A 20,878-nucleotide genomic window follows, 5' to 3' on the forward strand; every position below is an offset into this window, starting at 1 on the left:
TTATCCTTTAATTAATTTTATAAAATTTTCTACTTTTAAAGCAGCAGATCCAATTAAAACCCCGCTACAATGATTAATAGCTAAAATTTCTTTAATATTATTTTCATTCACACTTCCGCCATAAAGTAAAGGTGCTTTGCTAAGCGAAGAAATGAATTCAAGCACCTTGTTAATATCTTCTTTTGTAGCACTCACTCCACTTCCTATGGAATAAATAGGTTCATAAGCAATGATTAAATTTTCATAATTTAAGTCAATTATTTTTAATTGTTTTTCTAAGAATTCTAAGGTTTTATTTTGATTTTTGATTTCTAAATCCTCGCCTATGCAAAAAATAATTTTAAAACCATGCTCTTTTGCAAAATCAAATTTAGCTTTAATAAGATTTTCATCACCCAAAGCTCTTCTTTCAGAATGTCCTATTAAAACGCAATTTATACCAAATTCATCTAAATGCATTTTGCCAATTTCACCCGTAAATGCACCATTTACACAAGGATAAAAATTTTGCGCCCCTTGTATGAAATTGCACTTATCTTCTAAGAAAGCTATGCTTGGTGGAAAAACAATGATTTCATCGTTTGTGCTTTCAAGGGCTTTGTTTAAGGTATTTGCATAAAGTTTAAAACTTGATCTTGTATGATTGCATTTTAAATTTGCGGCAAATATCATTCTATAACCTTGGCTTTTAAAGGCTTAACACCTGGAAGTTCTTTACCTTCGATAAGCTCAAGTGAGGCACCACCACCTGTAGAAATGAAAGTCATTTCATCTGTATCTCTAGCACGAGCTACAACATCAGCAGTATCGCCACCACCCACAACGGTTGTGGCATTGCTTTCGCTAATATAATGGCTCATTTTAATGCTACCTTTTGAAAATTTATCGATCTCAAAAACGCCCATAGGTCCATTCCACCAAATGGTTTGAGCATCAGCTAAAACTTCCCTAAAAAGCCTTCCACTTGCAGGACCAATATCAAGCCCCATCCAACCTGCAGGAATTTCTTGAATTGGCACATATTTCATCACGGCTTCTTGGGAGCAAGTTTGTGCTGCGATCACATCAACAGGTAGGTAAATTTTAACCCCTAGTTCTTTGCCTTTTGTGAGAATATTTTTTGCTTCTTCTATCAATCCTTCTTCTAAAAGTGAATTTCCTATATCATAACCTTGTGCTTTTAGAAAAGTAAAAGCCATACCACCACCGATGATGAGTTTGTCGATTTTTGGTAAGAGATTAGTTAAAGCTTGTAATTTTCCACTTACCTTTGATCCGCCTACAACGGCTACAAAAGGACGAGTAGGATATTTGATAAGATTTTGAGCAAAATCGATTTCTTTTTGAAGTAAAAATCCTGCGCCTTTATGTTCTTCATCAAAAAATTTAGTAATAGCTTCCACGCTAGAATGTGCTCTATGACACACACCAAAAGCATCATTGATATAAACTTCTGCAAAAGAAGCTAATTCTTTAGCTAAATTTTCATCGTTTTTAGTTTCGCCTTTTTCAAAACGCAAATTTTCAAGCAATAAAATTTCGCCTGCTTTTAAATTTGCAGCTTTATTTTTTGCATCTTCGCCTATAACATCCTTAGCCATAATCACATCTTTACTCATTAGTCTTGCTAAGCGTTTCGCAACAGGTTCTAGGGAATATTTTGAACTAATTTCTTTTGGACGACCTAAATGTGAGGCTAAAATCACGCTACAACCATTATCCAAACAATATCTTATCGTAGGAATTGCCGATCTGATGCGTCTATCATCAGTGATATTTAAAAAATCATCTTGCGGAACATTAAAATCACATCTTATAAAAACTTTTTTACCTGCTAAATTAATATCTTTTATGGAAATAATATCACTCATCATTAAGCCTTTTGTGAAATATACACAGCCATATCTACCAAGCGACTTGAATAGCCCCACTCATTATCATACCAAGCAATCACTTTGATAAAATCATCTGCAATCACTTGAGTTAAATCACTTGCTACAATAGCCCCATAAGGCGAAGTGATAAAATCGCTTGATACTCTCTCATCATCATCTACTAGTAAAATGCCTTTTAAATTTCCATTAGCAGCTTTTCTAAAAGCTTCATTAAGCTCTTCTTTGCTAACTTTTCTGCTAAGTTGTGCGGTTAAATCCACACTTGAAACATCAATCACTGGCACACGCATGCTTTGTCCGTGAAGTTTGCCATTAAGTTCTGGCATTACAAGTTTCATAGCTTTTGCAGCACCTGTAGAAGTTGGGATGATATTTTGTGCTGCAGCGCGAGAACGGCGTTTATCTTTGGCTTTTGCATCAATAATGCTTTGTCCGTTTGTGTAAGCATGTATGGTCGTCATAAGACCTTTTTCTATGCCAAAACTATCTTGTAAAACACGGCACACAGGTCCTAAGCAGTTTGTAGTACAACTTGCATTTGAAATGATATTTTCACCTTGATAATTTTGTGAATTTACCCCTAAAACATAAGTAGGTGTATCATCTTTTGCCGGAGCGCTCATGATCACTTTTTGCACTCCCATATCTAAAAAGCCTTGACATTTTTCTTTCGTTAAATGTGCACCGGTGCATTCTAAAACAATTTGTGCACCGTATTTTGCAAAGTCAAGATCTTTTACATCGCGACTTTTAAATACTTTGATTAACTTGCCATTGATGATTAAATCATTACCTTTGCTATCTACTTCACCTTTAAATTCCTTATGCACCGTGTCATATTTAAAAAGATATTTTGTAAGTTCAATATCTGTGGTATCATTAATTGCCACAAGATCGATATCATCGCGCTCCGAAATAATTCTTGCAACACATCTTCCTATACGTCCAAAACCATTTATAGCAACTTTTATAGCCATTTAATTTCCTTTTGCAAAATAAAATGCTACTATTCTACAAAAAAAAGGTTAAAAATTTAATGAAAATCGCACTTTTTGGTGGTAGTTTTGATCCGCCACATAAAGGACATAACGCTATTGTAACAGAAGCTTTAGTTAAACTTGATATTGATAAGCTTGTGATCATGCCTACTTTTATTAATCCTTTTAAAAAAGGCTTTTTTGCCGATGAAAAGCAAAGATTTTTTTGGGTGGAAAAACTTTGGGGGAATTTAGAAAAAGTAGAAATTTGCGACTTTGAAATCAAGCAAAAACGCCCTGTACCAAGCATTGAAAGCGTGGAATATCTTTATAAGATTTATCATCCTAGTAAATTTTATCTTTTAATCGGTGCAGATCATTTAGAAAAACTTCATCTTTGGCACGAATTTGAAAAATTAAATTCTTTAGTGGAATTTATCATTGCAAATCGCAATAGTATAGAAATTCCAAAGAATTTTAAAGATTTAAAAACCGATATAAAAATTGCTTCATCTTTTATACGAAGTACTTTAGATACTAATGAAGTTTGTGATGAGATTAAAGATGAGGTAAAAAGCTATTATGAAAAATTACAAAAAAACTGATACAATTTCAAAAATTTAAAGGAAAAAAATGCAAGAAAGAGTAGATTTAATCGTTAAAATTTTAGATGAAAAAAAAGCAGAAGATATAAAAACTTTCGATATGAGCGAGCAAGAATACTTTGTAAAATATGTTATCATTGCTGCAACTTTGGGTGAAAGGCACGCTTTATCCTTAATCGATGAGCTTAAAACCAAGCTAAAAGCCAAGGGCGAAGAGTTTTTAAACATAGAAAGCAGCGAAGAATGGAGTGTGATTGATTTAGGTGACATACTTATCCATCTTTTAACCCCAGAACATAGAGGAATTTATAATATAGAAGAATTATTAGAAAGCCTTAAAAAAAGCAAGACTTAACTTTAAAATATAAAATTTGAAATAAATAAGATTTTTGATAAATTTTTACTTATTAAAGATCTTTATTGCTTGGATATTTTTTGAAAGATTCTTTTTGCTGAATTTTTTAGAAAACTTTGTTTTTACAACCGTTGTTTTATAAAAGTTAAAAATTATTGAATTTTTGCCACTTCCTTTTTAAAAGTTTCTCCGCGTTCTAAATATGAGCTAAATTGATCCAAACTTGCACAAGCTGGGCTAAGCAAGGCTACTTCATTTTCTTGCAAAACTTTAGAAATTTCTTGCACGGCTTTTTCTAGGATTTCACATTTGTGAGCTTTCAAATTCGTTTTTAAAGCATAATCAAGCATTTTTTTAGTGCTAGTTCCTATGGCGTAGAGTTCTATATCAAAATTTTTCATAAATTCAAACAAGGGGTTTAAATCTACCCCTTTATCATCACCACCTATAATGAGATGAATTTTTTTATCCTTGTAGCGATTCAGAGCCGCCATTACGGCACTTTCGTTGGTAGCTTTTGTATCATTGACCCAAAGTCTATTTTTTTTATCTTTAAATTCTTCTAATTTATTATTTTCCATCACAAAGGTATTTAAAAAATCAATACTAGCGCGATCAAGTAAAATTTTTTCTATACTCAAAGCCATGATAGCATCAAGTAAAAATGGGGTTTTAAAATTAATTTTTTGCGTATCAATACTAAATCTTTTAGCGAGTTCAAATTCATCTTCATAAGTTATAACATAAGCTTTTGTCGGTGTTTTAGCGTAAATTTTTGGCAGTATAGCTACATTACCTTCATTCATTCTTTCTAAAACGCTTAATTTGTCCTTAACATAATTATCAAAATTTCCATGCCATGAAAGATGATCAGGCGTGATAGGCAAAAGTGCGTAAATTTCAGGTTTTGCTATTTTAGTGTAATGCAGGGTAAAGGATGAGGTTTCTAAGATCCAAAGTTTAGCATAAGGATCAAGCTTAGCAAGAGGTGTACCTACATTTGCACCCATTTGTGTACCAATATGCTTTAATAAATGTTGTGTCATTTGTGTGGTTGTGGTTTTACCATTAGTCCCGCTAATCCAAACAGATTTTGGCATTGCATCGTAAAAAAAATCATACTCGCTTTGTAAATTTTTTGCCTTTTTAATCAAAATATGATCTTTTGGAAAACCAGGACTTGGAATTTCAAGCTTGCTTAAATTCTCATTAAAATCTTTAGGATTTAAAAGACGGTTACCAAATTCATCTTCGTCTTGGTTTTGAAATTTATCATCATAAATATCAAAACCACCAAATTTCTTTCCCAAAATTTCTGCGATAGCACGAGTAGTTTTTCCATAACCAAAAAGTGAATTTCTCATTATCTTATCTTTAGTGAAGCAAGGGCTAGTAAATTTGTGAGTAAGGCAATCATCCAAAAACGCACGATGATTTTATTTTCTACCCAGCCTATTTTTTCAAAATGATGATGGATTGGTGCCATTTTAAACACCCTTTTATGAAAAATCTTGAAACTACCCACTTGTAAAATAACCGAAATGGTTTCTAAAACAAAAACAAAACCTATAAGTAAAAGCAATATTTCATTTTTACTGATAATAGCCAAGAAACCGATAAAAGCTCCAAGACTTAGACTTCCACTATCTCCCATAAAAATTTGTGCAGGATAGCAGTTATACCACAAAAAGCCCATCAAAGCACCAATTAAAGCCGCGCAAATAATCACAACTTCGCCTAAGCCTTGAAATTTTGGCAGGAGTAAATATTCGCTATAGTTTAAATTTCCACTTAAATATAAAAATATCCCTAAAGTTGCCAAAGAAAAAATGCTAGGAACGGTTGCAAGTCCGTCAAGTCCATCGGTTAAATTTACAGCATTAGAACTTGAAATCAAAACCAAAATCCAAAAAGCTATGGCAAAGATTTGCATATTAAAAAGTGGATATTTATAAAAAGGAATATAAAATTGCGTATTAAATTCTGGACTAAAGTACAAAGGTGTTACGCAAAGTAATCCCGCTCCAATTTGCGTTATAAGTTTTACTTTGGGGCTTAAGCCTGAGTGATTGTTCTTTTTTAAAATTTTTCCCAAATCATCGATAAGTCCTATAAGTGTATAAGAAATTAAACATAAAAGGGCGGTAATAACAAAGATATTATCAATTTTAGCGCAAATTAAACTTGTAAAAACCGCACAGACTATAAAGATAAGTCCACCCATTGTTGGAGTGTCGCATTTAACCTTGTGATTTTGGGGTGCAAGTTCATAGATAGGTTGATTTGCTTTTTTTGCTTTTGCCCAAGTAATAAATCTTGGCATAATAAATAAAGTCAAACCTAATGCTATAAAAAACGCAAAACCAGCACGCACGCTAATATAGGTAAAAAAAGCATAGTTACTAAATTCAGAGAGATAATACAAAAGTTAGCCTTATTTTTGGTTTTTAAAAGTTTAATTCTAGTAAAATTTAACCAAAAAATTTCTTATAAAAGAGTGGAAAATGAAACAAAAATGTATTTTAGTGATTACAGATGGAATTGGTTTTAATGAAAATAAAGAATTTAATGCCTTTGAAGTAGCTAAAAAGCCAAATTACGAAAGGCTTTTTAAAGAGGTGCCAAATTCTTTACTTAAAACTAGTGGTTTAGCGGTAGGTTTACCCGAAGGACAAATGGGAAATAGCGAAGTAGGGCATATGTGTATAGGTAGCGGTCAGATTATTTATCAAAATTTGGTACGTATCAATAAGGCTATAGAAAATAAAGAGCTTGAAAAAAATGACAATTTAAAAAAACTTTTGCAAAAGTGCAAAAGAGTGCATATTATAGGGCTTTATAGCGATGGTGGGGTGCATTCTATGGATACGCATTTTAACGCTTTGCTTGAAATTTGTGCCAAAAATGGCAATGAAGTTTTCGCACACGCTATTACTGATGGACGTGATGTAAGCCCTACGACTGGTTTAGAATTTATTAAAAAATTAGAAAAGCATTGCGAGAATTTGGGTGTGCATTTTGCTACGCTTTGTGGGCGTTTTTATGCTATGGATAGGGATAAGCGTTGGGAAAGGGTTAAGGAGTATTATGATTGTTTATTGGGTAAAAGTAAAGGTGTGCCAAATTTAGTCCAGTATTTAGAAAAATGCTATCAAGAAAATATTACTGATGAATTCATTGGGGCAGCTCAAAATGAGAATTATAAGGGTATGAGGGAAGAAGATGGATTGATTTTTATCAATTTTAGAAATGATAGAATGAAACAACTCATAGAGGTTTTAAATTCTAAAGAATTTAAAGAATTCAAGCAAGAAAAAGTCTTTGAAAATTTACTCACTATGAGTGTTTATGATGATAAATTTAAACTTGGTGTGCTTTTTGAAAAAGAAGAGATTAAAAACACGCTTTCTGAGGTGATTTCTAGAGCAGGACTTAGCCAACTTCACACTGCAGAAACTGAAAAATACGCCCATGTAACCTTCTTTTTTAATGGTGGAAAAGAAGAGCTTTTGGAAAATGAAACAAGGGTTTTAATTCCAAGTCCAAAGGTAAAAACTTACGATGAAAAGCCTGATATGAGTGCTTTTGAAGTGTGCGAAGCAGTCAAAAAAGGGATAGAAAAAGGTGAGGATTTTATAGTTGTAAATTTTGCAAATGGTGATATGGTAGGACATACAGGTGATTTTGATGCGGCGGTTAAGGCCGTTGAGGCAGTGGATAGTTGCTTGGGTGAAGTTGTGGAGTGTGCGAGAAAACATGATTATGCTTTTATTATCACAAGCGATCATGGAAATTGTGAAGCTATGCAAGATGAAAAAGGAAATTTGCTGACAAATCATACCACTTTTGATGTTTTTGTTTTTGTTGAAGCAAAAGGAGTTTCTAAAATCAAAGAAAATATGGGACTTAGTAATATAGCCGCAAGTGTGCTTAAAATTTTAGACTTAGAAATTCCAAAAGAAATGAATGAGGCTTTGTTTTAATTTGTTTGCTTTTTGTGAGATAAAAAAGATAAAATCTCAATTTTAAAATTTAATTTTTAAGGAATGTTGATGAAATTTAGTGGAAAAAATGTATTGATTACGGGTGCGAGTAAAGGCATTGGTGCTTCTATAGCAAAAACTTTAGCGAGTTTTGGGCTTAAAGTTTGGATTAATTATCGCTCAAAGCCGGAGCTTGCAGATGCTTTAAAAGATGAAATTATTGCAAATGGTGGCGAGGCTGCTGTGATTAAATTTGATGCAAGTAAAGAAGATGAAATTGAAAATGGGGTAAAAACTATAGTAGAAAGCGATGGAGAGCTTAGTTATCTTGTTAATAATGCAGGTGTAACCAATGATAAACTCGCTTTAAGAATGAAATTAGAAGATTTTAGTGGCGTTGTGGATACGAATTTAAATTCAGCATTTTTAGGTTGCAGGGAAGCTTTAAAAATTATGAGTAAAAAACGCTTTGGTGCGGTGGTAAATATCGCTTCAATCGTAGGAGAGATGGGAAATGCTGGACAAGTTAATTATTCTGCGAGCAAAGGTGGAATGATTGCGATGACTAAATCTTTTGCTAAAGAAGGTGCGAGCAGAAATTTGCGTTTTAATTGTGTAACCCCAGGTTTTATTAAAAGCGATATGACTGAAGTTTTAAGCGATGAAATTAAACAAGCTTATCAAGATAATATCCCTTTAAAACGCTTTGCAGAACCTGAAGAAGTGGCAAATTGTGTGGCATTTTTACTTAGCGACTATGCTTCTTATGTAACAGGCGATGTACTTAAGATTAATGGCGGTTTATATATGTAAGGAAAAAGATGGATTTAAAGGAAATTGTACAATTTTTAGATGATAATGCGCCGGCATTTTTAGCTACCTTAGGTACTTGTGGAAATCCTAGAGTGCGTCCTATGCAAAGTCCTTTACTTGCAGGAGATAAAATTTATTTTTGCACTTCAAATTCTAAAGGACTTTTTAAACATATAAAAAATTATAATGGGATTGAGTTTTGTTCTTGTGCGAAAAATGGTACTTTTTTAAGACTTAGAGCCAATGCGGTTTTTGAATCAAATTTAGAAGTAAAAAAGATGATGTTTGAAAAATATCCTTATTTAGCGGATTTATATGAAAATCCGCTAAATGCTAAATTTGAAGTTTTTTATCTTGATAATTTGAGTGCTAGAATGCAATTTAGTAATGGAGAGTTTAAACTTTTTAAAGCTTAAAGCAAGGAATTCCTTGCTTTAAATTTCAATTTGCATTTTTAAAGCATGCTCCCAAAAAGCACTTTCTAAACGCACTACATTGTAAAAAATTTCACTTAACTTTTTAAATTTTTCTTGTGATATTTTTTGAGTATAAGAATTTAAAAATTCCTCAAATTCTTGAATTTCATTTTGAAATTCTTTGCCTGCGTAAGTTAAGATCCACTCCTTATAGGGATGATTTGCTAAATTTTTCTCTCCAAGTCTTTGATAAATTTCAGCTCCTATATAACCATAACCTATGGCACAAGCACTAAGAGCCACTAACATATCTAAAAAATCTCCGCTTTCGCCCACACTTAACATATAACGCGTATAAGCAATATTTACTATACTTTCATCTTTGACGCTTAAATTATCCGCATCAATGCCTAAATTTAAAATGCTTTTATGAAGTTCAATTTCGCCTTCTATGATATAGTTTTGAAATTTCATAGCAAAACGCAATTCTTTTGCCGTATTTGCATTTAGTGCAAGTCTTGCATAACATTTTGCATAATTGATCAGATAAATATAATCTTGTTTAAGATAAAAAAGAAAATTTTCTTTATTTAAACTTCCATTTTCTAATTTTTTTACAAATTCATGATGTAAATATTCATCCCAAATTTTTGAATTTTCTTTTATAAGTTGTGAAAAAAGCATTATTTTGTCCTTAAAAATAAAATTGATAATAATTATATTATACATATAATTACTGAGTAATTATAAAATATTTTTTATTCCATTATATAATTTTTAGCTTTTTTTTAGTAAAATGGCATTTCGTTTATTTTATATAAGGAGAAAAAATGGCAACTTTTGATGATGTAAAAGCTGTAGTAGTAGAACAATTAAGCGTAGATGCTGATTCTGTAAAAATGGAATCTAAAATCATTGAAGATTTAGGTGCGGATTCTTTAGATGTTGTAGAACTTGTAATGGCTTTGGAAGAAAAATTCGATGTGGAAATTCCAGATAGCGATGCTGAAAAATTAGTTAAAATCGAAGATGTGGTAAATTATATCGATAATCTTCAAAAATAATTTTTACTTGTTTATTGTTTTAAGGAGAGCTGATTGAGACGCGTTGTTGTTACGGGCATAGGCATGATTAATGCATTGGGTTTAGATAAAAATACTTCTTTTAACGCAATTTGCGAAGGCAAAAGTGGCGTGAAAAAAATTACTCTTTTTGATACAAGTGATTTTCCAGTACAAATTGCTGCCGAAATTAGCAATTTTGATCCTTTGGAATTTATTGATCCTAAGGAAGCTAAAAAAATGGATAGATTTATTCAGCTTGGCATTAAAGCTGCTAAGGAAGCTATGGAAGATGCTAAATTTGATGAGAAATTAGATAAAGAAGAATTTGGTGTTGTTTCGGCCGCTGGAATCGGTGGCTTGCCAAATATAGAAAAAAATTCAATTATTTGCTCTGAACGAGGACCGCGTAAAATTTCACCTTTTTTTATCCCTTCAGCTCTTGTAAATATGCTCGGAGGTCTCATTTCTATCGAGCATGGACTTAAGGGTCCAAATATTTCTTGCGTAACTGCTTGTGCAGCAGGAACTCATGCTATAGGCGAAGCTTACAAAAGCATAGCCTTAGGCAATGCTGAAAAAATGTTAGTTATAGGTGCAGAGGCAGCTATTTGTCCAGTTGGCATTGGTGGATTTGCATCAATGAAGGCTTTATCAACAAGAAATGACGATCCTACTCGCGCTTCAAGACCTTTTGATAAGGAAAGAGATGGTTTTGTAATGGGCGAGGGTGCTGGTGCTTTAGTTTTTGAAGAATATGAAGCGGCAGTAAAAAGAGGGGCTAAAATTTATGCTGAGCTTGTTGGATTTGGTGAAAGTGCAGATGCGCACCACATTACCGCACCAACTTTAGATGGTCCTTTAAGAGCTATGAAAAAAGCTTTAAAAATGGCAGGAAATCCAAAAATAGACTATATCAATGCGCACGGAACTTCAACTCCGGTGAATGATAAAAATGAAACAGCAGCCATTAAGGAGCTTTTTGGAAGTGAAATTCCAGCCATAAGTTCGACTAAAGGGCAAATAGGGCATTGCTTAGGTGCGGCTGGTGCTATTGAAGCTATTATTAGTATTATGGCTTTAGATCAAGGTTTGATTCCTCCAACTATTAATCAATTTGTTAAAGATGAAGAGTGTGATTTAGACTATGTGCCAAATTCAGCAAGAAAAGCAGATTTAAAAGTGGTGATGAGTAATTCTTTTGGCTTTGGTGGCACAAATGGTTGTGTAGTATTTAAAAAAGTAGATTGATATGGCTTCTTATTTAGATTTTGAAAAAAATATTAAACAAATTGATGAAGATATCATTAATGCTCAAATCAAAGGAGATTTTGAAGCGGTTGCAATTTTGCAGAAAAATTTAGAAAAAGAAATTGCAAAAACTTATAAAAATTTAAGTGATTTTGGGCGTTTGCAACTCGCAAGACATCCAGATCGCCCTTATGCTTTGGATTATATTAATGCAATTTTAACTGATGCTTATGAGATACATGGAGATAGAGCTTATAGAGATGATCCCGCTATAGTTTGTTATGCAGGTTATTTGGGTGGAAAAAAGATTATAGTTATAGGAGAGCAAAAAGGGCGTGGAACCAAGGAGAAAATTGCAAGAAACTTTGGTATGCCTCATCCTGAAGGCTATCGCAAGGCTTTAAGGGTTGCAAGACTTGCCGAAAAATTTGAAATTCCTATCTTGTTTTTAATTGACACTCCAGGTGCTTATCCTGGTGTTGGAGCTGAAGAGCGTGGGCAGAGTGAGGCTATCGCAACAAATTTATATGAACTTAGTGATCTTAAGACCATTACTATCGCAGTTGTTATTGGCGAAGGTGGAAGTGGTGGAGCTTTGGCTATTGGGGTTGTTGATAAGCTCGCTATGATGAAAAACTCTGTTTTTTCTGTCATTTCTCCTGAGGGTTGTGCGGCTATACTTTGGAATGATCCGACAAAAAGTGAAGCTGCAACTAAGGCAATGAAAGTTACAGCTGATGATCTTAAAACTCAAGGTTTGATTGATGATGTGATTGAAGAGCCTATAAATGGAGCTCATAGAGATAAAGATGGAGCAGCGGTGGCTATAGTGAATTATGTTGTTAAAGCTATCGAAGAATTAGAAAATACAGATAAAAGAGAATTGGTTGCCAATAGAATGCAAAAAATTTTAAAACTTGGAGCTTTTAAAGAAGAAGATTAATCATAAGCTTGACTATGAAATCTTTTAAATCTTTTGTGAAAAAAGAAGTATTCGTCAGGTTTAAATTTAATCATTTCTTCGCAGCATTTTGCTTGGTATAAAGTTAATTCTTCAATACTATGATTATTCGCGTCCATAGGCTTAAAACATTTGATATTATAACCCTTATTTTCGTTTTTATAGATAAAAGAAGGAATGATTAAGGCATTGGTTTTTTTTGCAAGAACACTAGCACCAACTATAAAATTAACTTTATGACCAAAAAAATTAAGCACCATGCTTTCATTATCCGTCGCATCTTGATCGGTTAAAATTCCCAAAGTTCTTTTATTTTTTAAACAAGAAAACATTTTTTTCAATCCACCAAATTTATTAATGAGTTCAATATTGAATTGGGTGCGATTTTTGCTTAAAATTTTATCCATAATTTTACTATCTAAAGCCCTCCCAACTATGGAAATAGCACCAAATTTGGCTGCATAGGCCAAAGAGCTTAATTCCCAATTTCCATAATGAGCTGTTATTAAAATGATGGGTTTTTTGCTTTCTAAAGATTGTTTTAGAAAATCTTCGTTTTCAAAAATAACTTTTTTTAATACTTCTTCTTTACTGATATTTTGATTTTTAATAAAATCAATGCCAAAATCAGCGAAATTTTGATAAATTTTTAACGCGATTTCATCTCTTTGTTTTTTATTTTTTTCAGGGAAGCAAAATTGCAAATTTGTATCAATGATTTTTCTGTGTTTTTTATTGCACCAAAAGGTGATTCTAGCAATGGTTTTGGCAATGAAATTTAAAATAAAATCAGGAAAAAAATTCACACAGAATTTTAAAATACAATAAAGACTTAAGTATAAGTAATTTTTATCCATTTAAAAGCTCCTTAACAAGCTTTAAGATATCTTCTTCATCAATACGCGAAATACAAAAATCACTTTTATCAAGATATTTAGCATTGGGGATTTTTTTACCAGAATCAATGATTTTATTGGTGGGTGTTGCAAAAGCATTGCGTTGGCTTGGAGTTGCACCAAAAATGGTAATTGACGGCTTATTCATAGCAAAGGCTAGATGAGTAGGACCACTATCATTGCCAATAATAAGATCCATTATTTTTGTAACAGCTATTAATTCCTGTAAATTGAGTTTTGGCAAGATAGAAATTTGATTTTGTGCAATAAGATTAAAAGCAACAAGATCTTGTGTAAATTTTAATTCTTTATCATTGCCCCAAGCTAAGAAAATTTTTGACTCGGGATAATTATCAATAATGAGTTTGCAAAGTATGGCTAATTTTTCTTTAGGATAAATTTTATTTTCCTCGCTTGAGCCCACATGGATAAGAATGTTATGTTGATTTTCTGAAAGCTTTAGTGTTGTTGAAAGTTTTTCTTTAAGTTCCTCATCTGCTTTAAAACAAGGGTTTTTAAATTTGATATCTTGTAGAGTAAATTCTTGATTAAAGGCAAAAGAAGTTAAAGAAAGATAGCGGATAAAAACATTTTCATTATAGCTAATATCTAGTTTATATTCATAAAAATTGCTCGCGAATGCTTCTTTAAGACCTACTTTATCATATCCAAAGATATTTGAACCAAGCATTTTTGCACTAAGTGCTGATTTGATAAGCCCTTGAAAATCTAAGATCATATCATAATGGTTTTTTCGTGCTTTTAAAATCAAAGCTAAAGTTTTTTGAATTTTTTTATCTTTCAAAGGTAAAGCGTAAATATGATCGATAAGAGAATGATTTTGCAATAAATCTTTAAATCTTTCGTCAACAAACCAGTCAATGCTAGCTTTTGGATTAATTTTTTTTATAAATTGTAAAACTATACTCGTTTGTATAATATCGCCTAGAGCAGATAGTCGAATAATTGCTATTTTCATTAATTGATAACTTTGTCTTGAAATTTTGTTATGATTTTAACAAAATATTTTAAAGAAAGGTAAAAAATGGCAAAAAATGAAGGATATATTTGTGTGTTTGATTGTGAAAGCATTCCTGATACTGAACTCATTAGAAAAAATTTAGCTTTTGAAGGTAGTGATTTAGAAGTAAGTTTAAAGGCGCTTGAGTGGCAAAAAGAACAAAGCGGAAATGAATTTTTACCTTTGCCTTTTCATAAAATTGTCAGCATCTGTGCTGTTGTGAGTGATAGTTTTGGTAGATTTATTAAGGTGAATAAAATTGATGGCGATGATGAAGAGAGCATGATAAGGAATTTTTTCAATTTCATCGAAAAACAACCCAAGCTTGTAAGCTTTAATGGTAAAAATTATGATATGCCTGTTTTGGTTTTAAGGGCATTAAAATACAATATTAAGGCAAGCACCTATCTTGATACAATAAGCGATAAATGGAATAATTACAAAACGCGTTTTTCAGAGCTTAAGCATTGTGATTTGTTTGAATCTTTGGGCGGTACAAGGGGTTTAAGGCTTGATTTGATTTGTTCTATGGCAGGGCTTCCTGGGAAGTATGAAGTGCATGGCGATGAAGTGATGACTTTATTTTATAATGAAGAATATGAAAAAATTCATGAATACTGCGAAAGTGATGTTTTAAATACTTATATGCTGTATTTAAAATATGAATTAATTAAGGGAAATTTATGTGAAAGTGATTATGTGGATTTTTTAAATTTAATGGTTGAATACTTAAAAAAGAAAAAAAAACATAGAAATTATGTCGAGATTTTCTCTACTTGTGTTCAAAATGAGATTGAGAAATTTATTTTAAAGAAAGATGATTAAGAAAAATATAATAGAATATTTTTTTTATCTTTATTATCGCAAGGATTTAATTATGAAAATTTTAATTTCAGGCGGAGCAGGTTATATAGGCTCGCATACCTTAAAACAATTTTTAGAAACAAATCATGAAATTTGTGTTTTGGATAATTTATCTAAGGGTTCTAAAATCGCATTAGATGATTTGCAAAAAATAAAGAAATTTAAATTTTTCGAACAAGATTTAAGTGATTTTGTGGGTGTTAAAGAAATTTTTAAGCAAGAAAAATTTGATGCTGTTGTGCATTTTGCAGCAAGCATTGAAGTGCCTGAAAGTATGCAAAATCCTTTGAAATATTATATGAATAACACTGTTAATACTACAAATTTAATTCAAACTTGTATAGAAAATAATACTAATAATTTCATCTTTTCTTCTACTGCGGCCACTTATGGCGAGCCACAGAATTCTGTTGTGAATGAAAATAGTCCTTTAGCGCCGATCAATCCTTATGGTATGAGTAAATTGATGAGTGAAAAAGTTTTAAAAGATGCTAATATGGCACATCCTGAATTTAAGTATTGTATTTTAAGATATTTTAATGTCGCAGGAGCTTGTAATACTTATCCTATTGGCCAACGCTATCCTAAGGCGACTTTACTCATTAAAGTAGCTGCTGAGTGTGCTGCAGGCAAAAGGGATAAATTGTTTATTTTTGGCGATGATTATAATACTAAAGATGGCACTTGTATTAGAGATTATATCCATGTTGATGATATTTCGAGTGCGCATTTAGCAGGGCTTGAATATTTACAAAATAATCAAAGCGATATTTTTAATGTCGGTTATGGTCATGGTTTTAGCGTTAAAGAAGTGATAGAAACGATGAAAAAAGTTAGCGGGGTAGATTTTAAGGTTGAGCTTGCTCCGCGTCGTGCAGGAGATCCATCGGTACTTATTTCTGATGCTTCGAAAATAAGATCTAAAACTTCGTGGAAACCAAAATACGATGATTTGGAATTAATTTGTAAAAGTGCTTATGAGTGGGAGAAGCAGTGCTAAAAAAATTATTTTTTATTTTAAGTAAAAAAGATAAGAAATTTTTATTTTTTTTATTGCTTTTTTCTATACTCATTTCTTTTATGGAAAGCTTTGCGATCTCTTTAGTTATGCCTTTTGTGTCCATAGCAAGTGATTTTTCCTTGTTTGAAAAAAATCAGTATTTAAAAGCTTTTTATTCTCATTTTAATGTGCCAATTTATGAATTTGTGGTGTATTTTGGCTTCGCTTTAATTGTTTTTTATATTTTTAGAGCTTTGTTGAATGCTTATTATTTTCATTTATTGGCTAAATTTTCTAAGGGTAGATATCATACTATTGCTCATAAGGTTTTTGCTAAATTTTTGCATTTTGATTATGAAAAATTCACACAAAAAAATCATTCTGATCTCTTAAAAACCATCACTCAAGAAGCGTATAATTTAAGCACGATGATAGCATCGTTTTTGCTTATGATGAGTGAAATTTTTGTGATTTTATTGATCTATAGTTTAATGCTTTTGATTGATTATAAAATCACTTTATTTTTAAGCATTTTTTTGGGTTTAAATGGTTTTATTTTAGTAAAAGTGCTTTCTCCTATGATTAAAAAAGCAGGTAAAAAACGCGAAGAGGCTATGAGAAATTTTTTTGAAATTTTAGCAACAAATTTAAATAATTTTAAATTAATCAAATTAAAAACCAAAGAAGATGGGGTATTAAAACTCTTTGAAAATCAAAGTATGGATTTTTCAAGGGCAAATATTACCAATGAAAGTGTTAATGCTATGCCTAGAATTTATCTTGAAGGTGTGGGTTTTTGTGTTTTGGTGTTTATTGTTGTGTTTTTGGTTTTAAAGACTAAGAGTGATATTTCAAGTATTTTGGCTATGATTTCTATGTTTGTTCTAGCACTTTATCGTTTGATGCCAAGTGCAAATCGCATCATTAATGCTTATCATGACTTGTTATATTATAGGAATTCACTTGATATAATTTATGATGTTTTAAAAGAGAAAGAAGAGCATTTAGGTAATGAAAATATAGAATTTAAAAAGCATATTAAATTAAAAAATCTTTCTTTTGCTTATGAGGGTAAGCCAAATTTATTAAAAGATATTAATTTAGAGATAAAAAAAGGAGAAAAAATAGCTTTCATTGGCGAGAGTGGTTGTGGGAAAAGTACTTTGGTTGATTTAATCATTGGGCTTTTAAATCCAAGTTCGGGAGAAATTTTAATTGATGATAAAAAATTAAATTCTAACACCTTTAAAAAATATCGCCAAAAAATAGGTTATATTCCGCAAAATATTTATCTTTTCAATGATAGCATTGCTAAAAATATCACTTTTGGTGATGAAGTAGATGAGAAATTAATGCAAAAGGTTATTTTGCAAGCTAATTTAGACAAATTTATAAACAATTTACCTCACAAAGCGCAGACAAAAGTTGGCGATGGGGGAAATAATCTAAGCGGAGGACAAAAACAACGCATTGCCATTGCAAGAGCGCTTTATTTAAGTCCTGAAATTTTAGTTCTTGATGAAGCCACTTCTGCGCTTGATACTCAAAGTGAAGAAAAAATTATGGATGAAATTTATAAAATTTCAAAAGATAAAACCGTAATTATCATTGCGCACCGACTTTCTACCATAACAAAATGCGATAAAATTTATAAGATAGAGCATGGAAAATTAACATTAGAACAGGGTTTGTTATGAAAATTACTTTTATCATTTCAACTTTAAATTCGGGAGGAGCTGAAAGGGTTTTGGTTACTTTAGCAAATGAATTTTGCAAAAATCATGAAGTTAAAATTATTAAATTCAATCAAGAAAAATCTTTCTATCCTTTAAATGAAAGCGTAGAAGTAAAATCTCTACCTTATTTTAAAAACCAAAATTTAAAGGATAGAATTTTGGCTAGAATTTATAGGTTTTTCGCCCTAAGAAAAGCAATGTTAGAAGATAATGCAGATATTTTTATTTCTTTTTTGGATACGACAAATATTGCTTGTATTTTTGCAAAATGGGGTATAAAAACCCCTTTGATTATCAGCGAGCATAGTCATCAAAGTTATTTAAAGTCTAAAATTTGGCGTTTTTTAAGAAGAATAAGCTTTGGGTATTGCAATGCTTTGTGTGTTTTGGGAAGTAGTGATAAAAAATATTATGAAAAATTTGTTAAAAATGTAAAAGTTCTTTTAAATCCTTGTCATTTTACTTTGAGTGATAAAACGGATATAAAAAAGGAAAAAATGGTTATTTTTGTAGGAAGATTAGATGAGAATAAAAATGCCTCCATGTTTATTAGAGCGGTGAAGAATTTGAATTTAGAGCTTAGGCAAAAATATCGTTTTTGCATTGCAGGAGAGGGTGTTTTAAGGCAAAATTTGGAAAATGAAGCAAAAATTGCTGGTGTGAATATAGAATTTTTAGGGCGTGTTGAGGATATGAAAAGTCTTTATCAAAGGGCTGAAATTCTTTGTCTTTGTTCTTTTGTGGAAGGTTTGCCTACAGTTTTGATAGAAAGTTTGTTTTTTGATGTATTAAGAATTAGCACAGATTATACGGATGGGGCAAGAGATTTAATTGCTGATGAAAAAGATGGTTTTATCGTGCCTAAGGATGATGATTTAGCTTTAAGTCAAAGCCTAACTCGTGTAATGGAAAATAAAAATTTAAGAGAAAAAATACTTGCAAATGCTAGTAAAAAATGCAAAGAATTTGATACTGGTTTTATAGCCAGTCAATGGCTAGATCTCATTGAAGAGGTTAGAAAATGAGTGTGTTTTTAAGCGTTATTATCCCTACTTTTAATCGTGCGAATTTATTAAAAAAAGCTATAAAAAGTGTGCAAAATCAAGATTTTAAAGACCTAGAAATTATAATAAGTGATGATCATTCTAAAGATGAAAGTGCTAAACTTGTGCAAGAATTGCAAAAAGAAGATACGCGCATTAGGTATGTTTTAAATACAAAATACAAGCAAGGTCCTAATGGTAATAAAAACAACGGTCTTGATGAGGCTAGGGGCGAATTTGTTATGATTTTAGATGATGATGATGAACTTTTGCCATATACACTTGATATTTTAATTGAAAAGTTAAAATCAGGATACGATCATGTTTTTGGCAATTGTTTGATTGAAGAGAATTCAAAACTTAGTGATAAATTTAGCGGAAGAGGTCTTGAAAAAGATTGCGAAGTAAGCAAAAAAGACTTTTTGATGGCAAAGTTTAGCGGGGAATTTTTATCTGTTTTTAGAAAGTCTTTGCTTAAAAATCATCGTTTTAATGAAAATTTTTATGGCAATGAAGCCACTCTTTGGGTACATTTATATGAGAGCAAAAGTTTTTATATTCATAAGGCTTTTAGAATTTATAGGATTAACCGCGATGATAGTGTAACAAAAGCTGCATCAAAAAATGCTTTTAGGGTTTATCTTGGTTATTTAGAACTGGCTAAAATTTTAGAAAAAGAACTTCAAATTTCTAAAGATAATGACTATAAAAGCCAATGTGCGATGTATTATAAAATGGCTGCTTATTATGCAAAATTGGCAAAAGAATTTAAGAAAATGTATTTTTGCTTGTTTAAAAGTTTAAAAATCAAATTTAATACCCCTGCTTTGATTCTTTTAGCATTAAGCATAGTGCCAAATAGCTTAATTATTTTTTTATCAAAAATTAGAGTGAGATTAGCATGCAAAAATTAGCGATTTTTATTTATTCTTTGGGAAGTGGTGGCGCTGAAAGGGTTGTGGCGACTTTGTTGCCTATTTTGAGTTTAAAATTTGAAGTGCATGTGATTTTAATGAATGATAAAATTTCTTATGAAATTCCTGAGTGCAATATTCATTTTTTAGAGCATTCGCACCCAAGTGAAAATCCTATTTTTAAATTTTTAAAACTGCCTTTTTTGGCTTTAAAATACAAAAAACTTTGTAAAAATTTAAACATTGACACTGAATTTGTTTTTCTAAATCGTCCCAATTATATCGCTTTAATGGCAAGAATTTTTGGTAACAAAACTCGTCTTGTGATCAATGAATGCACTACTCCAAGCGTGATGTATGCAAAAAATAATTTTAATTCTTTGGTGAATAAATTTTTAATAACTTTACTTTATCCAAAGGCAGATCTGATTTTGCCAAATTCTAAGGGAAATTTGGAAGATTTAGTTAAAAATTTTAAAATCGATGTGAATAAATGCGAAATTTTATATAATGCCATTGATTTAGAAAATATAGAACAAAAATCCTTAGAAGAAATCGGCTTAAAAGATAGATTTATCTTAAGTGTGGGTAGGCTTGATAAGGGCAAAAATCATGCTTTGTTAATCCGTGCTTATGCAAGATTAAAAACCGATATAAAACTTGTGATTTTGGGTGAAGGCGTGCTTAAAAATGAGTTGGAAAATTTAATTAAAGAATTAAATTTGGAAGAAAAGGTTTTGCTTTTAGGTTTTGATAATAATCCTTATAAATATATGAGCAAGTGCGAATTTTTTGCTTTTGCCTCTGTTTTTGAAGGCTTTTCAAATGTTTTAATCGAAAGTCTTGCTTGTGGTTGTGCTGTGGTTTGCACTGACCATAAAAGTGGAGCAAGAGAGCTTTTTGGCAATGATGAATTTGGGTTTTTGGTTGAAGTTGATGATGAAAATTCTATGTTTAAAGGTTTAAAAATCATGCTTGAAGATGAGAATTTAAGAAAAACTTATAAACAAAAGGCTAAAACTAGAGCACTTGATTTTGATAAAGTTAAAATCGCACGCGATGCTTTAAAATATTTATTAGGATAAAA

At 31.4% G+C, this 20,878-nt stretch carries 22 protein-coding genes; 14 read left to right on the top strand and 8 right to left on the bottom strand.

The window, feature by feature from the left end:
• Genes ELQ16_RS00415 through gap form a run of 3 tightly spaced genes read right to left on the bottom strand, consistent with a single transcriptional unit; the run spans nt 1 to nt 2,872 of the window.
• Nucleotides 1-672, bottom strand: a complete 672-nt coding sequence (locus tag ELQ16_RS00415; protein ID WP_134237609.1) for a triose-phosphate isomerase — start codon at nt 670-672, stop codon at nt 1-3.
• Nucleotides 669-1,871: a phosphoglycerate kinase gene (locus ELQ16_RS00420; protein ID WP_134237610.1), complete on the bottom strand. Its 1,203-nt coding sequence runs from the start codon at nt 1,869-1,871 to the stop codon at nt 669-671. Before ELQ16_RS00420 ends, ELQ16_RS00415 begins: the two co-directional genes overlap by 4 nt.
• Nucleotides 1,872-1,873: 2 nt before the next feature.
• Entirely contained in the window at nt 1,874-2,872 is a 999-nt protein-coding gene (gene gap / locus ELQ16_RS00425; protein ID WP_134237611.1) for a type I glyceraldehyde-3-phosphate dehydrogenase, read from the bottom strand.
• 59 nt (nt 2,873-2,931) lie between these two features.
• On the opposite strand from gap, the gene nadD reads away from it, so the two are divergent.
• Nucleotides 2,932-3,477: a nicotinate (nicotinamide) nucleotide adenylyltransferase gene (nadD, locus tag ELQ16_RS00430; RefSeq protein ID WP_134237612.1), complete on the top strand. Its 546-nt coding sequence runs from the start codon at nt 2,932-2,934 to the stop codon at nt 3,475-3,477.
• A 28-nt stretch (nt 3,478-3,505) separates the two neighbouring features.
• Nucleotides 3,506-3,832 (top strand): ribosome silencing factor, encoded by a 327-nt coding sequence (gene rsfS / locus ELQ16_RS00435; RefSeq protein ID WP_134237613.1) that lies wholly within the window; start codon nt 3,506-3,508, stop codon nt 3,830-3,832.
• Between the two features lie 152 nt (nt 3,833-3,984).
• On the opposite strand, the gene murD is transcribed toward rsfS, so the two are convergent.
• Nucleotides 3,985-5,196 carry a UDP-N-acetylmuramoyl-L-alanine--D-glutamate ligase gene (gene murD / locus ELQ16_RS00440; protein WP_134237614.1) on the bottom strand — a complete coding sequence of 404 codons (1,212 nt, stop codon included), beginning with the start codon at nt 5,194-5,196 and terminating at the stop codon, nt 3,985-3,987.
• On the bottom strand, nt 5,196-6,257 hold the full coding sequence (mraY, locus tag ELQ16_RS00445; protein ID WP_134237615.1) for a phospho-N-acetylmuramoyl-pentapeptide-transferase: 1,062 nt from the start codon (nt 6,255-6,257) through the stop codon (nt 5,196-5,198). The genes murD and mraY overlap by 1 nt, the downstream gene beginning before the upstream one ends.
• A 79-nt stretch (nt 6,258-6,336) precedes the next feature.
• On the opposite strand from mraY, the gene gpmI reads away from it, so the two are divergent.
• The 3 genes from gpmI (at nt 6,337) to ELQ16_RS00460 (ending at nt 9,044) form a co-directional block, all read left to right on the top strand.
• Nucleotides 6,337-7,815 carry a 2,3-bisphosphoglycerate-independent phosphoglycerate mutase gene (gene gpmI / locus ELQ16_RS00450; protein ID WP_134237616.1) on the top strand — a complete coding sequence of 493 codons (1,479 nt, stop codon included), beginning with the start codon at nt 6,337-6,339 and terminating at the stop codon, nt 7,813-7,815.
• 69 nt (nt 7,816-7,884) lie between these two features.
• Nucleotides 7,885-8,628 carry a 3-oxoacyl-ACP reductase FabG gene (gene fabG, locus ELQ16_RS00455; protein WP_134237617.1) on the top strand — a complete coding sequence of 248 codons (744 nt, stop codon included), beginning with the start codon at nt 7,885-7,887 and terminating at the stop codon, nt 8,626-8,628.
• An 8-nt stretch (nt 8,629-8,636) separates the two neighbouring features.
• On the top strand, nt 8,637-9,044 hold the full coding sequence (locus tag ELQ16_RS00460) for a pyridoxamine 5'-phosphate oxidase family protein (RefSeq protein ID WP_134237618.1): 408 nt from the start codon (nt 8,637-8,639) through the stop codon (nt 9,042-9,044).
• 18 nt (nt 9,045-9,062) lie between these two features.
• Here the strand turns inward: ELQ16_RS00460 and tenA are convergent, their stop codons facing one another.
• Nucleotides 9,063-9,728 carry a thiaminase II gene (tenA, locus tag ELQ16_RS00465; RefSeq protein ID WP_134237619.1) on the bottom strand — a complete coding sequence of 222 codons (666 nt, stop codon included), beginning with the start codon at nt 9,726-9,728 and terminating at the stop codon, nt 9,063-9,065.
• A 146-nt stretch (nt 9,729-9,874) separates the two neighbouring features.
• On the opposite strand from tenA, the gene acpP reads away from it, so the two are divergent.
• From acpP to ELQ16_RS00480, 3 genes are read left to right on the top strand one after another with little or no spacing between them, the layout of a single operon-like run.
• Entirely contained in the window at nt 9,875-10,108 is a 234-nt protein-coding gene (acpP, locus tag ELQ16_RS00470; protein ID WP_134237620.1) for an acyl carrier protein, read from the top strand.
• 33 nt (nt 10,109-10,141) lie between these two features.
• On the top strand, nt 10,142-11,356 hold the full coding sequence (locus ELQ16_RS00475; RefSeq protein WP_134237621.1) for a beta-ketoacyl-ACP synthase II: 1,215 nt from the start codon (nt 10,142-10,144) through the stop codon (nt 11,354-11,356).
• Nucleotide 11,357: 1 nt separating this feature from the next.
• Complete coding sequence (locus tag ELQ16_RS00480) at nt 11,358-12,299, top strand: acetyl-CoA carboxylase carboxyltransferase subunit alpha (protein ID WP_134237622.1); 942 nt, start codon at nt 11,358-11,360, stop codon at nt 12,297-12,299.
• Here ELQ16_RS00480 and ELQ16_RS00485 read toward each other — a convergent pair.
• On the bottom strand, nt 12,296-13,174 hold the full coding sequence (locus tag ELQ16_RS00485) for a lipid A biosynthesis lauroyl acyltransferase (RefSeq protein ID WP_134237623.1): 879 nt from the start codon (nt 13,172-13,174) through the stop codon (nt 12,296-12,298). The two genes, ELQ16_RS00480 and ELQ16_RS00485, sit on opposite strands and share 4 nt — an antisense overlap.
• Nucleotides 13,167-14,192: a lipopolysaccharide heptosyltransferase I gene (waaC, locus tag ELQ16_RS00490; RefSeq protein WP_134237624.1), complete on the bottom strand. Its 1,026-nt coding sequence runs from the start codon at nt 14,190-14,192 to the stop codon at nt 13,167-13,169. Before waaC ends, ELQ16_RS00485 begins: the two co-directional genes overlap by 8 nt.
• Before the next feature lie 66 nt (nt 14,193-14,258).
• Between waaC and ELQ16_RS00495 the strand changes: the two genes are divergently transcribed.
• From ELQ16_RS00495 to ELQ16_RS00520, 6 genes are read left to right on the top strand one after another with little or no spacing between them, the layout of a single operon-like run.
• On the top strand, nt 14,259-15,059 hold the full coding sequence (locus ELQ16_RS00495) for a 3'-5' exonuclease (RefSeq protein ID WP_134237625.1): 801 nt from the start codon (nt 14,259-14,261) through the stop codon (nt 15,057-15,059).
• A gap of 52 nt (nt 15,060-15,111) precedes the next feature.
• Complete coding sequence (galE, locus tag ELQ16_RS00500) at nt 15,112-16,098, top strand: UDP-glucose 4-epimerase GalE (protein ID WP_134237626.1); 987 nt, start codon at nt 15,112-15,114, stop codon at nt 16,096-16,098.
• Nucleotides 16,092-17,795 (top strand): ABC transporter ATP-binding protein, encoded by a 1,704-nt coding sequence (locus ELQ16_RS00505; RefSeq protein ID WP_134237627.1) that lies wholly within the window; start codon nt 16,092-16,094, stop codon nt 17,793-17,795. Before galE ends, ELQ16_RS00505 begins: the two co-directional genes overlap by 7 nt.
• Complete coding sequence (locus tag ELQ16_RS00510) at nt 17,792-18,859, top strand: glycosyltransferase (RefSeq protein WP_134237628.1); 1,068 nt, start codon at nt 17,792-17,794, stop codon at nt 18,857-18,859. The genes ELQ16_RS00505 and ELQ16_RS00510 overlap by 4 nt, the downstream gene beginning before the upstream one ends.
• The gene (locus tag ELQ16_RS00515) at nt 18,856-19,791 is read left to right on the top strand and encodes a glycosyltransferase family 2 protein (RefSeq protein ID WP_134237629.1); all 936 of its coding nucleotides are present in this window, start codon (nt 18,856-18,858) and stop codon (nt 19,789-19,791) included. Before ELQ16_RS00510 ends, ELQ16_RS00515 begins: the two co-directional genes overlap by 4 nt.
• A complete protein-coding gene (locus ELQ16_RS00520; RefSeq protein WP_134237630.1) occupies nt 19,779-20,876 on the top strand; it encodes a glycosyltransferase in 1,098 nt (365 codons plus the stop codon). Before ELQ16_RS00515 ends, ELQ16_RS00520 begins: the two co-directional genes overlap by 13 nt.
• The last annotated feature ends 2 nt before the right edge of the window (nt 20,877-20,878 follow it).

The organism is Campylobacter sp. US33a, assembly GCF_004378855.1.
GTDB lineage: Bacteria > Campylobacterota > Campylobacteria > Campylobacterales > Campylobacteraceae > Campylobacter_D.